At 62.0% G+C, this 12,447-nt stretch carries 18 protein-coding genes; 10 read left to right on the top strand and 8 right to left on the bottom strand.

Annotated features, from left to right (window positions below):
- Positions 1-125 precede the first annotated feature (125 nt).
- Positions 126-896, top strand: a complete 771-nt coding sequence (locus ACZXDY_RS11685; RefSeq protein WP_464345627.1) for a DpnI domain-containing protein — start codon at positions 126-128, stop codon at positions 894-896.
- 117 nt (positions 897-1,013) lie between these two features.
- A complete protein-coding gene (locus tag ACZXDY_RS11680) occupies positions 1,014-1,187 on the top strand; it encodes a hypothetical protein (RefSeq protein WP_456643916.1) in 174 nt (57 codons plus the stop codon).
- 102 nt (positions 1,188-1,289) lie between these two features.
- Here the strand turns inward: ACZXDY_RS11680 and ACZXDY_RS11675 are convergent, their stop codons facing one another.
- Entirely contained in the window at positions 1,290-1,379 is a 90-nt protein-coding gene (locus ACZXDY_RS11675; protein WP_464345626.1) for an SEC-C metal-binding domain-containing protein, read from the bottom strand.
- Between the two features lie 1,244 nt (positions 1,380-2,623).
- Between ACZXDY_RS11675 and ACZXDY_RS11670 the strand changes: the two genes are divergently transcribed.
- From ACZXDY_RS11670 to ACZXDY_RS11650, 5 genes are all read left to right on the top strand, one after another.
- A complete protein-coding gene (locus ACZXDY_RS11670) occupies positions 2,624-2,890 on the top strand; it encodes a hypothetical protein (protein ID WP_464345581.1) in 267 nt (88 codons plus the stop codon).
- Positions 2,891-3,086: 196 nt separating this feature from the next.
- A complete protein-coding gene (locus tag ACZXDY_RS11665) occupies positions 3,087-3,527 on the top strand; it encodes a nuclear transport factor 2 family protein (protein ID WP_028163883.1) in 441 nt (146 codons plus the stop codon).
- A 291-nt stretch (positions 3,528-3,818) separates the two neighbouring features.
- Positions 3,819-4,751, top strand: coding sequence for a hypothetical protein (locus tag ACZXDY_RS11660; protein WP_464345580.1), 933 nt, complete (start codon positions 3,819-3,821; stop codon positions 4,749-4,751).
- A 156-nt stretch (positions 4,752-4,907) separates the two neighbouring features.
- Positions 4,908-5,336, top strand: a complete 429-nt coding sequence (locus ACZXDY_RS11655) for a hypothetical protein (RefSeq protein WP_028163885.1) — start codon at positions 4,908-4,910, stop codon at positions 5,334-5,336.
- 241 nt (positions 5,337-5,577) lie between these two features.
- Positions 5,578-5,715, top strand: coding sequence for a hypothetical protein (locus tag ACZXDY_RS11650; protein WP_165435628.1), 138 nt, complete (start codon positions 5,578-5,580; stop codon positions 5,713-5,715).
- 40 nt (positions 5,716-5,755) lie between these two features.
- Here the strand turns inward: ACZXDY_RS11650 and ACZXDY_RS11645 are convergent, their stop codons facing one another.
- The 3 genes from ACZXDY_RS11645 to ACZXDY_RS11635 all read right to left on the bottom strand — a co-directional run bounded on the left by ACZXDY_RS11645 (position 5,756) and on the right by ACZXDY_RS11635 (position 6,987).
- Complete coding sequence (locus ACZXDY_RS11645) at positions 5,756-5,899, bottom strand: hypothetical protein (RefSeq protein ID WP_028163886.1); 144 nt, start codon at positions 5,897-5,899, stop codon at positions 5,756-5,758.
- Between the two features lie 141 nt (positions 5,900-6,040).
- A complete protein-coding gene (locus ACZXDY_RS11640) occupies positions 6,041-6,520 on the bottom strand; it encodes a MaoC family dehydratase (protein WP_464345579.1) in 480 nt (159 codons plus the stop codon).
- A 5-nt stretch (positions 6,521-6,525) separates the two neighbouring features.
- Positions 6,526-6,987, bottom strand: a complete 462-nt coding sequence (locus tag ACZXDY_RS11635; RefSeq protein ID WP_464345578.1) for a MaoC family dehydratase — start codon at positions 6,985-6,987, stop codon at positions 6,526-6,528.
- 208 nt (positions 6,988-7,195) lie between these two features.
- Between ACZXDY_RS11635 and ACZXDY_RS11630 the strand changes: the two genes are divergently transcribed.
- Positions 7,196-7,495: a DUF4282 domain-containing protein gene (locus ACZXDY_RS11630; RefSeq protein WP_028163889.1), complete on the top strand. Its 300-nt coding sequence runs from the start codon at positions 7,196-7,198 to the stop codon at positions 7,493-7,495.
- Here the strand turns inward: ACZXDY_RS11630 and ychF are convergent, their stop codons facing one another.
- From ychF to ACZXDY_RS11610, 4 genes are all read right to left on the bottom strand, one after another.
- On the bottom strand, positions 7,496-8,593 hold the full coding sequence (ychF, locus tag ACZXDY_RS11625; protein ID WP_130231215.1) for a redox-regulated ATPase YchF: 1,098 nt from the start codon (positions 8,591-8,593) through the stop codon (positions 7,496-7,498).
- Positions 8,594-8,708: 115 nt separating this feature from the next.
- On the bottom strand, positions 8,709-9,320 hold the full coding sequence (gene pth / locus ACZXDY_RS11620) for an aminoacyl-tRNA hydrolase (RefSeq protein WP_464345577.1): 612 nt from the start codon (positions 9,318-9,320) through the stop codon (positions 8,709-8,711).
- A 27-nt stretch (positions 9,321-9,347) separates the two neighbouring features.
- Positions 9,348-10,058, bottom strand: a complete 711-nt coding sequence (locus tag ACZXDY_RS11615; protein ID WP_028163892.1) for a 50S ribosomal protein L25/general stress protein Ctc — start codon at positions 10,056-10,058, stop codon at positions 9,348-9,350.
- Positions 10,059-10,424: 366 nt separating this feature from the next.
- On the bottom strand, positions 10,425-10,688 hold the full coding sequence (locus ACZXDY_RS11610) for an accessory factor UbiK family protein (RefSeq protein WP_028163893.1): 264 nt from the start codon (positions 10,686-10,688) through the stop codon (positions 10,425-10,427).
- A 163-nt stretch (positions 10,689-10,851) separates the two neighbouring features.
- Here ACZXDY_RS11610 and ACZXDY_RS11605 point away from each other — a divergent pair, with 163 nt between their 5' ends.
- A complete protein-coding gene (locus tag ACZXDY_RS11605; protein WP_464345576.1) occupies positions 10,852-11,586 on the top strand; it encodes a dienelactone hydrolase family protein in 735 nt (244 codons plus the stop codon).
- A gap of 11 nt (positions 11,587-11,597) precedes the next feature.
- Complete coding sequence (lgt, locus tag ACZXDY_RS11600) at positions 11,598-12,440, top strand: prolipoprotein diacylglyceryl transferase (protein ID WP_464345575.1); 843 nt, start codon at positions 11,598-11,600, stop codon at positions 12,438-12,440.
- Positions 12,441-12,447 lie beyond the last annotated feature (7 nt).

Raw genomic sequence — 12,447 nt, 5'->3', positions numbered from 1 at the left:
GCACCCGCCGCACTGGGTGTGGTACGGCGATTTCGCGGTGACGCCGCCGCGGATCGAGGAGATACGTATGGCGCGGTGGCTGCACTCAGGGCGCTGGCAATTCGTGCGGGTTTGAGTACGCTGGGCTGACGAAACTTGGCTTCGAAGAATCCCAATCCGCGTATAGTAGCGGCTCACAAAACGCCCGCAAATGGACCGAAGCCTGGGTCAGCGCATGGGCATATTGCCCCCACTGCGGCAGCGCGAAGATGTCGCAATTTCCAAACAACAGCCCACTTGCCGATTTCCTTTGCCAATCGTGCAACGAGGAATTCGAGCTCAAGAGCCAGAAAGGCAAGTTCGGGGAGAAAGTGGCGGATGGCGCCTACAAGACGAAATGCGAGCGTCTGGCAGCAAGCAACAACCCTAACCTCCTGCTGATGAACTACGACTTGAAGTCGCTCGCGGTCGTCAATCTCCTCATCGTGCCAAAGCATTTCTTTGTCCGCGACATCATCGAGGAGCGAAAGCCGTTGGCGGCTACCGCGCGGCGCGCTGGCTGGATCGGATCGAACATCTTGCTTGGGCGCGTCCCAGAGTCCGGCAAAATCCATATCGTGCAGAATGGCGTCATCCGCGATAAAGAACTGGTCCTTCAGGAATGGCAGAAGACGCTATTCCTGAGAAACGAATCGCTGGAAGCGCGGGGCTGGCTGCTTGATGTTATGAAATGTGTCGAGTCCCTCGGCAAACGTGAATTCACGCTCGATGAGGTCTACGCTTTTGACCGACATCTCGGCGACCTCTATCCCGGAAACCAGAACGTCAGACCGAAGATACGCCAACAGCTTCAATACCTGCGTGATCGTGGATTTATCGAATTCGTCTCCCGCGGCAACTACCGCCTGACGTCGTGAAGGTTCTCCATGGCCTGGTTCCTTAACTTCTACCGATGCGACCGTTGCAGCAGAAGATGGAGCGACGAATGGTCGTGCACATGCGACAACGAGTGTCCACACTGCGGCGCGCGAGATATGTCGCCTCTTAAAAGCGAGGACCTGACCGAATTGGTCGAGCAGGAAGGCAACGAATTCGTTGTGCTTCGCTCTCCGGATACGGCGGAACACGATCCCGACTATCGCGAACTCGGTCGGTTTCCAACGCGGGCGAAAGCTGAGGAATTCCTGGCTTCGGTCGAATCCACGTGATCCATCATTCCGGAAGCCGCGCAAGCGGCTGTCCGGAACGACGAGAGAGATCACCGCCAATCGGCGGCTACTCTCTGAAAGTAATAGCTTCGGTTTGCGCCGTCATACGCACCGGACTTCATGCAGCAGGCTTTGAAATCTGCGTCCGGAGCCGCAAGGGCAGAGATCGTTGCGGCCAAGCTTTTCGACCAGCTCGACGTCGCTGTGGATGACGCGCTGCCCGCGTTTGACATGGGTTTCCGAGGGGAATGAATTCCGCCGCTTACGCGTGACGCTGAAAGCTGGGGAGGTTTTCGAGATCGCGATCTTTGCGCATGACGCCCTCCATTGGTTTGAAGTCGCGGCCTGTTGCCGCGGCCGGTGGTTAGCATAGTGCTCATCATTCCGAAAGCCGCATTAGCGGCTATCCGGAATCCATGCATCCGCTGGCGCGCGCTGTGAACTGCTTCGCTGCGCACGCAAGGGCAATCTGCATCGAGTAGGCGCGACAAAGTAACTCGACGGGCAAATCACCTAAAGTCTGTCCAGCCCTCGTGGAAAAAACATTCCGCTTTCGCCGTCGGGCAAATCAGTGATTTAACTCCGCGCGTCTCACCCGAGAGAGGGGCGGCTCGCGATCGTCACGAACGTTGCGGTGAGATGCGGTGGACGAGGGTGTCACGACTGACGAGCGTGGCACTCGCGGACGGCGAAGTCGTGTGGTCCTGGCGCCCCGACGCTGGCGCTAAGTTTTTTGCGCGGACTTTTTTCGCGTGAGAGGCGACGGTGGCAAGAAAGCCCGGTCACCGGGGAGAGCGCGAAGGAAACCGTTAAAACCACTGCGCAGGGAAAGCCGGAATGCTTCGGTTGAACCTGTGGTCCTACCCCCGTGCTTTTTGTTGCACGGGACCCATGGGTGCAACCAGCACCCGGCTTTCCCTGCGCCCTCTGATTCGAGGAGGGTGGAAAGTGAAGCAAAGCTCGGGCAATCCATGCCGCGAGAACGCGGACTCACATCCTCTCCTCACACTCCACCGTCATGCCCGCGCAGGCGGGCATCCAGTACCCCGCGGCGTCTCGGCTCAAGTACGACCGCCTCTGGAATACTGGATCGTCCGGTCAAGCCGGCCGATGACAGCGGAGAGCTGTTTGACAATTGAATCAGAGCCTCTCCCCCGTCGTCCTGGCGAAGGCCAGGACCCATAACCACAGGCCGTTGTCGTGTGCTCCGCCGCAACCGCTTGCTCCCGCCACAACACCTCCCTGTGGTTATGGGTCCCGTCTTTCGACAGGACGACAGCGGAGTGAGACGTGAGAGCGCCGAGCAACTCGGCGAGCGGGCGAGTGACAAACGACGGAACAACGTTCTCCATCAATTCCCCGTCAGGTTGAACCTCGCCGGCGCTTGCGTGACCAACTACTCGGCATGCTGCGGACAACGGGGCTGACAAGACATCATGAAAATCACGTTGCTGGCGCTGTTGGGTCTGGCATTCGGGGCGCTCAGCGGCGCCGCGCTCGGCATCAGTGCCGGGCTTGCCTGGATCGGAATCTTCAGAACCTCGAATTTTGAAGGCGATGGCGGCGCGCTGGTGTTCTTCACCTTCATGCCGCTGGGCGCTGTGATCGGCGGCATTGGCGGCGCGCTGCTGTTCGCCGTGCTCGCGATCCGCGACGCCGAGGTCGCAATCGAGCACGAGCATGTCGCCCGTCGCGACCGCTGACGCGCCGCGGACGGCGGTTTCAGGCAAAATCCCGCAAAAAAGTCTGCATTTGTGCAATGCAAAAATAACAATTGCGTTCTGGCACGGTCGCTCTATTTGAGACGGTGAAATTTGAGGTGCAGCAATCTGGCGCGGCGTCGGTGCGGACGCCCTTTTGCCGTTGCTGATTTGCAATCCAGATTCGGGAAGACGATGAATGACAGAGCATAGTCTCTGGCGTTTTTCGCGCGCGTTTCACCGCGCGATCAACGAACGCCAATTCGCGGATATTGCCGCCCTGCTCGACGAGGACGTCGAATGGGCGATCTATGGACCGATCGATCTATTTTCTTTCTTCGGTGCGCGCCACGGCAAGCCCGCCGCGCTCGAGGTGATCAGGCAGATCGGCGAGAACTTCCGCGTCCGCCGCTTCGAGCGCGAGTCCATCATGCTTGGAGTCGATTCCGCGGCATCGATGATGCGCTATTCGCTGACTGCGCAGGATTCGAACAAGCCGATCGCGGTGCGAATCGCGCATTTCGCGCAGTTCCGTGGCGGCCTGCTGACCCGCTTGCGCGTGCTGGTCGACAGCTTCGACCTGGTCGAGCAGACCGTCGGCTATCCGATCCACCTGCCGCGGATCGCAGCGGCGCAATAGCAAAGCGTTTTCGAGCGAAGTGGACACCGGTTCGCGTGAAGAAAACGCGCCAGAACAAGCATCATCACTCCAGTTTCGTCGTACCCGGGCGCTCTCGGGTATCCAAATGCCTTCCTTCGCCAGCCCCGGGAAGGCGTGGATGGCCGGGACATCAGCTGACACCTTCACGCTCTTGTGCCCGGCCACGACGATCCGATCCGTGCTACATGCTGTCGCGCCGACAACAACGTCGTCGTCATAAATTTGCGCTACGCTATACGTACTACTCTGCCTGGAATGCGGGCTGCGGGAATGACTTCCAAACAACGATCTGGCTGGGCGTGGTTGCCGATGCTGGCCGCGGGCCTTGGCATCGCGATGGTGCTGCCGGCGATGGCGCAGACGTCGCCGCAAATTTCCCCTTGGAGCGGTATCCACGATGAGACGCCGGCCGCCGAGGAGGCTGCGTCCGAGCCCGAGGCAAATAACGCCGGCGTGATGAAGGACGTCGACGTGGACAAGCTCGACTGGAGCCTGCTCGGCGCCGACGCCTCGCCTTCCGACACCGTGTTGACGCCGAAGAAGGCCACCGCGCCGAAGAAGGCGGATGGCAGTGATGCCGCATGGTCGTCGAACAACAACGCGAACGGCACGTCCGCGGTCTCGGTCAAGCAATCGATCTCGCCATTCTGGGACACGCGGATCGGCGCCGACATGACGGTCGCGCGCCAGGGCACGCTGACCAATTCCGAGTTGCTGTCGGAACGGCTCGCCAATGGCGGCAGCCTGCCGCAATCCTCCGGCACCGCCTGGGCCGCGATCACCGCGCCGGGCGTTGCCTCGATCTGGGACAAGACCTCGGTCGAGGCCCGAGTCGATCCCGGCAGCGACCAGACCCGGTTCGGGACCTCAATCAGCAAATCGGTGCCGCTCGCCGACCAGTATTCGCTGACGCTGCAGAACGGCTACAACCTGATCCAGCAGGGCGTGGTGCCGGTACCCGGCATCGTCAGCCATCCCTCGCGGAGCTATGAGGCCGATCAATCGGCCAGGCTGAGCATCAACAGCAGTGGAACCAGCTTCATCGCCGGCCAGACGCTCGCGACCGGCGACGACAAATGGCTGCACCGGATCGGCGCGGAGCAGAAGCTGTTCGACGGCGTCACCATCTCCGGCTCGATCGGCGAAAGCGCCCAGGGCCCGGTTAACAAGAGCCTAACGGCCGGGTTCAAGCGGAGCTGGTGAGGCCGGCGGCGGTCGCAATCCCTTAAGGAATGATCGAACCATTGCCGCAACTTGGCCTAGATGCGGTCAAAATCGGGCGCCTATGGTTGCCCTTCACGTCGTCGTGCGGCGGGGGGACTTCCGCGCTCGCGTCATTGCGTAACAGAGGAATAGCCGATGAACGCCACCAATCGTTCCGAGCAAGTTGAAACAGAAGTAGAAGGGACGGAAGTCGACAACAACCTCGCCGCCGTCTCGGACGTCGAGGCCGGCATCCGCGAATTCGTGCGCAACGATATCGCCTATCTGCGCCGGTCGCCGCAGCCGCAGGTGAACACGGAACCACTCGAGCCCAACACCGAGGCCACCGTGAACAATGTCAACTCGCTGATCCAGCGCGTCGCCGGCACGTCGCTCGCGGAGATCGAGAAGTTGATCTCCGAGCTCGAAAGCCTGCGCGACCTCCTGCATGCCGAAGGCCAACGCGTCCAGCGCGAGATCTCGGGCTATGCCCAGCTCAGCCAGGCCGCGATGAAGTCGACCCGCATGATCGCCGACAACGTCACGCAGTGGAAACGCGCTGCCGACGGGCTGCGCAACAGCTAGTCTCGGCGATTGCTTGGGAGTTCATGACCGCCGCATCACCCATGCGGAGGATGCGGCGGTTTCTATTTGACTAAAATGATTTGAAAGATAAAAGCGCAACGCGCGCCAGAGCATGATGGGGAAACGATCATGCTCAAACCTGAAGCGTGAGATTTCTTGACTTGCGCGTGATCGTTTCGATGCGGGTCACGCCGTGACGGATGCCGCTTTGGCACGCCGTTTCTTGGGGAAAACAGCACTGATGCAAAGCGTTCGGCCCGACAACACCGATCCCATCCCGCTGCGGCAATCGCCGCACAGTGTCGGCACCATCATGCTCCGCTTCGTCGGACTATTGATCGCGGCGACCGTGGTGATGGTGTTGATCTGGAGCCGCTGACGCCGCGCGATGGCCGCTGATGGTTAGCAGAAGCTGAAGATCAGCGTCGGACGATCGCGCTGCCCTCGAGCGTGAACGCGCCGTCGGCGTAGCCCTTCACCACCATGCCGGTGGTCAGCATCACCGCAACCGTGATGGTCGCGAAAATTGCGCCCAGAACTTTCAGTCCGACACGATCTGCCATAGTCGTCCCCACGGTGCTTACCCTTGCGTCTGATATGGCCGGCAGAAAGTTCAAAATGGGTTAGCAAATAGATCGTATCCGGAATTCGTCGAATACGGTTAAAGAGCGCGGCAAGGTTCCCGTAACCACGCCGGCTGTGTTTCAGCCCGCCTTGCGGCGCGGAACGAAGGCGGTGGCGAGGAACGAGAACACGAGCTCGCCGCGCTGGTTGGTGCCGGTGTTGCGGCCCTGCAGGATGCCCCATTCGGGACGCTTCTCGGAGGCGCGCTTGGTCTCGACCACATTGGCGTAGCTGATGGTGTCCCCGGCCAGGACCGGCTTGATCCAGCGCAGTTCGCGAAAGCCGGGCGAAGGTCCCCATACCGCGACCTCGTCCCCGCGCGCGGCCATCTCCTGCGCCAGCCGCTTGCCGTCGGCGACCAGGAGCTTCATGCAGACGGAGGCGACGTGCCAGCCCGACGCTGCCAGTCCGCCGAACAGCGACTTTCGCCCTTCCTCCTCGTCGAGGTGAAAGCGCTGCGGATCGAACTGCGCCGCGAAGCGCTTGATGTCCTCGGCGGTGAAGGTGAACGAGCCGAGCTCACGCCGCGCGCCGATCTCAATGTCCTCGAAGAAGCGCATCGATGCTACCCCGTCACCGCTTCCGCGCGCCGACCGATGATGATCGGCGACTCCATCTCGCACAACATCACGCCGGCCGCATTGCGCACCGTGCACTTGAACGTCACGATGCCGGTCGAAGGTCGGCTCTGCGAGACCCGCGCTTCCACCACCTCGACATCCAGCGTCAAATCGTCGCCCGGGCGCAATGGCGACAGCCAGCGCATCTCGTTGACGCCGGGTGAGCCGAACGAGGCCGTGCGGCAGATGAAGCCATCGGCCAGCATCCGCATCGTGAGCGAGCCGAGATGCCAGCCCGAGCCGGACAGGCCCTTGAGCATCGATCGTTTCGCCGCCTCTTCGTCGAGATGCATCGGCTGTGGATCGAACTCGGCGGCAAAGGCCAGTATCTCCTCGCGCGTGACGTGGCGCGGCCCGAAGGTGCCGAAATGGCCGATGTTGAAGTCTTCGAAAGTGAGCGTGGTCATGTTGGGGATTTCAGGAGAGACGGGCCTGATTGTGGCCGTTATTTACGGCAATCTCAACCCGCCCGCCCGCATGGCTTGCTTTCAAGGGGGACCACCATAGCGGGGGAGCATCGTCCTTGCGTACCGCTCCCCGACTTGCCCGGACTGAGGTTCGGAGCTAGCCCTGCTTGCGCGCGACTCAAGATCGATTGGCCGGGAGAATCCACCGATGTTCGATTTTCAAGACCTGTTTCAGTGGGACCGCTTCATCACCCCCACGATCATCAAGACGTTCTACTGGCTGGTCATCGGCGTGATCGTGCTGTTCGGCATTTACGGAATCCTCTGGAGCCTGGCCGCAATGGCGATCAGCCCGTTCGGCGGCTTCATCCTACTGCTCGCCTCGCTCACCAGCATCGTGGTCGGCATCGTGCTCTCGCGCATCGTCGCCGAATTCATCCTGATCGTGTTCCGCATCAACGAGCATCTTGGCGCGATCCGCGATCAGGGCCAGGGCGGAATGCGGTGATCAGGTATTGAACCTGAAATGCATCACGTCGCCGTCGGCGACGACGTAGTCCTTGCCTTCCAGGCGCAGCTTGCCGGCGTCGCGGGCGCCGGCTTCGCCGCCGAGCGCGACGTAGTCGTCATAGGCGATGGTCTCGGCGCGGATAAAGCCCTTCTCGAAATCGGTATGGATCACGCCGGCCGCCTGCGGCGCCTTAGTGCCGCGGTCGATGGTCCAGGCGCGCGCTTCCTTCGGACCCACCGTGAAATAGGTGATGAGATGGAGCAACTCGTAGCCGGCGCGGATCAGGCGGTCCAGGCCGGCTTCCTCGAGCCCGAGCGTGTCCAGGAATTCCGTGCGCTCCTCGCGTGACAGCGTCGCGATCTCGGATTCGATCTTGGCGGAGATCACGACGGCGACCGCGCCCTCCTGCTTCGCGTGCGCGAACACCTGCTTTGAGAAGCTGTTGCCATCCTTGGCCGAGCTCTCCTCGACATTGCAGACATAGAGCACCGGCTTGGAACTCAGAAGCCCGAGCATGCGGAAGGCGCGCTCCTCTTCCACCTTGCGCTCGAGCGCACGCGCGGGCCTGCCCTCACGGAGCAGCACCAGCGTACGGTTGACGAGGTCGAGCTGTTCCTTGGCGTCCTTGTCGTTGCCCTTGGCCTTCTTAGTGAGATTATCGACGCGCTTCTCGAGGCTGTCGAGATCGGCGAGCATCAATTCGGTTTCGATGGTCTCGATATCGGCCAGCGGTGCGATCTTGCCTTCGACATGCGTGATGTCGGAATCCTCGAAGCAGCGCACCACATGCGCGATCGCATCGACCTCACGGATGTTGGCGAGGAACTGGTTGCCGAGCCCTTCCCCCTTGGAAGCGCCGCGGACGAGACCGGCGATGTCGACAAAGGTCAGCCGGGTCGGAATGATCTGCGCCGACTTTGCCACGGCCGCGAGCTTGTCGAGCCGCGGATCGGGGACGGCGACCTCGCCGACATTCGGCTCGATGGTGCAGAACGGATAGTTGGCCGCCTGTGCAGCGGCCGTCTCCGTCAGCGCATTGAACAGCGTCGACTTGCCGACATTGGGCAGCCCGACGATCCCGCATTTGAATCCCATTTCGTCCTCTGTGTCCGTATTCGTCATGCCCGGGCTTGTCCCGGGCATCCACGGCCTTTCTTGCAGCCTCAAGACGTGGATGGCCGGGACGAGCCCGGCCATGACAGGAGAAACCTCAGGCGGGCTTCTCTCCGTTCTCGTCCTTCGCGAAAAACCCCTTTGCCTGCATCGTCAGATGCACCTTGTTCTGGAACGACGAGTCCTGTCCCGCCGCCAGCAGGCCGGCATTGTCGGCGACCGCCTCGCAGAGCGCATCGACCCACGGCCAGTCACTCTTGGCGAAATCCGACAGCACGTGACTGTGCACGAGTTCCTTGATCCCGGGATGACCGATCCCGAGCCGGACCCGGCGATAGTCGTTGCCGATATGCGCGGAGATCGAGCGCAAGCCGTTGTGCCCGGCGATGCCGCCGCCGACCTTGACGCGCACCTTCGCCGCCGGCAGCTCGAGCTCGTCCTGGAACACAGTGATGTCGCCCGCCGGAAGCTTGAAGAAATTCTGCGCTTCCTGCACCGCGCGCCCGGACTCGTTCATGTAGGTGGTCGGCTTCAGCAGCACCACCTTCTCGTGGCCGAGCAGGCCTTCGGATGTCTCGCCCTGAAAGCGGCGGCGCCATGGTGCGAAACCATGACGCCGCGCAATCTCTTCGACGGCCATGAAGCCGATGTTGTGCCGGTTATCAGCGTATTTCGCGCCGGGATTACCGAGACCAACAAAGAGTCGCATGACGCGGCATCCCGCGCTGGCGCGCTATCACTTCTTCTTGTCGCCACCGGCCGGTGCCTTGGCACCCGCCGCTGGAGCCGCAGCACCCGCCGCCGGAGCAGCCGCACCTGCAGCCGGAGCCGCAGCGCCTGCCGCCGGGGCCGCACCTGCCGCCGCCTTCTGCTCTTCGGCGTAGCCGGACGGCGGCACGATGGTCACCAGCGTGGCGTCCTCGCGCGACAGCGCCTTCACGCCCTTCGGCAGCTTGATGTCGGACAGATGCAGCGAATAGCTGATTTCCAGCGCGCCGACATCGGCATCGATGTACTGCGGAATGTTTTCGACCGAGCATTCGAGGTCGATCGTGTGGGTGACGATGTTGACGGTTCCACCGCGCTTCACGCCGGGCGCCGTTTCCGCGTTGATGACATGCAGCGGAACGCTGACGCGGATGGTCGCACCTTCACCGAGCCGCATGAAGTCGACATGGAGCGGGAAGTCCTTCACCGGGTCGAGGTGATAGTCGCGCGGAATCACGCGGTGCTTCTTGCCGTCGAGATCGATGTCGAACAGCGTCGTCAGGAAGCGGCCTGCGAGGATGCGCTGGCGCAGCTCGCGGTCGTCGACCGAGATGGTCAGCGGGGGCTTGTTGTCACCATAGATCACTCCGGGAACTTTCCCGGCGCGACGCTCAGCCCGGGCGGCCCCCTTGCCGCTCTTCGGACGTGCGGTCGCCTTCAATTCCTTGACGGTCGCCATCAGTCTAAGTCCTTGTTTTGCAAAAAGTTAAAGGCCGCATCGCGGCCCCGTTTCGCGTCCCGCAGCAAGCCTCCAGGGGTGCGGGGGCTGCGGACGTGGCGGGCTTTTAGCCCCAAAGGGCCGAAATGACAAGGAAAATGGCCGGCGATCTGGGAAGCGATACGCCTCCTAGCTCGTCATGGCCGGGCTTGTCCCGACCATCCACGGCCCTTCGGTCGACAGGAAGAAAGAACGTTGATGCCCGGGACCCGACTCCGCCGAGGCTTCGCCGGGCACTCTAATGTCAGTCCGGCGAAGCGATAGCGAAGACGGGCAAGCCCGGGCATGACGGTAGAGTGCGTGGGAAACGGCCCTACCCGTCCGCCTTCACGTGCTCGGCGCGATCCCGAGCTTGGCCTCCAGCGCTGCGATCCGCGCCTTCAGCGCCTCGTTTTCCTCGCGCGCCAGGCGGGCCATGTCCTTCACCGCCTCGAATTCCTCGCGCCGGACGACATCGAGGTCGCGCAGGACGCGTTCGGCCTGGTTGCGCATGACCGAGTCGACTTCGCGCTTGACGCCCTGGGCGGCGCCGGCGGCGTCGTTCATGAGGCGGCCGATCTCGTCAAAAAAACGGTTCGTGGTCTGGGTCATCTAGCTCTCCGCACTCCCTTGGGCGACCAAGACAATGGCAATCAAAGGCGCGGGGTTCAAGGCCGCAAATGACCCATGATGCCGCTCGCCTTGTCATGCTCCGTTTTCCTTGCAATCGTATTCAGCGCGCAGGAGTAGAGAATCGCGAACCGAAGAAGCGCCCATGATTGACCAGCAGATCGATATTCCGACCAAAGACGGCAAGATCACCACTTTCATCACCCATCCCGAGCGCGGCGGACCGTTTCCGGTGATCATCTTCTACATGGATGCGCCGGCGATCCGCGAGGAGCTGCGCGACATGGCGCGCCGGCTCGGGACGTCCGGTTACTATGTGATGCTGCCGAACCTCTATTACCGCGCCGGCGTCATGGAGCTCGGGCCGATCAATCCCGACCCGGAATCGCCCGAGCGCAAACGCATGTTCGAATTGATGCACTCGATCAACATCCCCATGGTGATGGAAGACACCAAGGCCCTGCTCGCCTATGCCGAGGGCGAGGCCGCCGCGAATAAGCGCCTCGTCGGCACCGTCGGCTATTGCATGAGCGGGCGCTACGCGATCAACGCAGCGACGCATTTCCCCGATCGCGTGAAAGCCGCCGCCTCGGTCTACGGCACGCATCTGGCGACCGACCAGCCCGACAGCCCGCATCTGGCAGCCGAGAAGACCAAGGCCGAGCTCTATTTCGCCTGTGCCGAGACCGACATCTACGCGCCGATGGAGATCATCGAAAAAGTGCAGGCCGGCATGAAGGGATCGAACAACGAGGTCGAGATCTATCCCGCCACCCATCACGGCTTCGCCTTCCCGAAGCGCCCGGTCTATCACCGCGACGCCGCCGAGCGGCACTGGGAGCGTCTGCTGGCGCTCTATCGCCGCAATCTTTCCGCATAGCCCGAGGCGCGATGCCCTTCCTCTTGATCGATTTCCCCGTGTTCAATCCGATCGCCATCTCGATCGGACCGATCGCGATCCGCTGGTACGCACTCGCCTACATCTGCGGCATCGTGATCGGCTGGATCTACGCGCGGCAGATGATCAAGAACAAAAAATTGTGGGGCGGCCCCGCGCCGATCACGCTGACCCAGATGGACGACTTCATCCTCTGGGTCACGCTCGGCATCATCGTCGGCGGCCGCACCGGCTATGTGCTGTTCTACAACCTGCCGTTCTTCATCCAGCATCCCGCTGAGATCTTCGAGCTTTGGAAGGGCGGCATGTCGTTCCATGGCGGCTTTCTCGGCTGCGTCGTCGCAGTGATGTGGTTTGCGCGCCGGAATCGCATCCCGATCCTATCGCTCGGCGACTTAACCACCGCGGTCGCGCCGATTGGCTTGTTCCTCGGCCGGCTCGCCAATTTCATCAACAGCGAATTGTGGGGCCGGCCCGCCGATCCGAGCCTGCCCTGGGCGATGGTGTTTCCCAACGGCGGACCGCTGCCGCGGCATCCGAGCCAGCTTTATGAAGCCGGGCTCGAGGGCATCCTCCTGTTCACGATCCTGGCGGTGATGATCCGGATGGGTGCGTTGAAGCGGCCCGGCCTCGTGCTCGGCAGCTTCATTTTGATCTACGGCATCGCCCGCATCATCGGCGAACACTTCCGCGAGCCCGACCCGCAGCTCGGATTCCTGTGGGGCGGTCCAACCATGGGAATGCTGTTGTCGGTGCCGATGGTTATTGTCGGCAGTATCATGGTTGTGATGGCTTGGCGCCGCAGGGCGCCACAGCCGGTGCCGAATTCGATTTAAGGCTGGA

Source organism: Bradyrhizobium sp. LeoB3, assembly GCF_055456055.1.
This window is presented reverse-complemented; position numbering and strand designations above follow the sequence as displayed.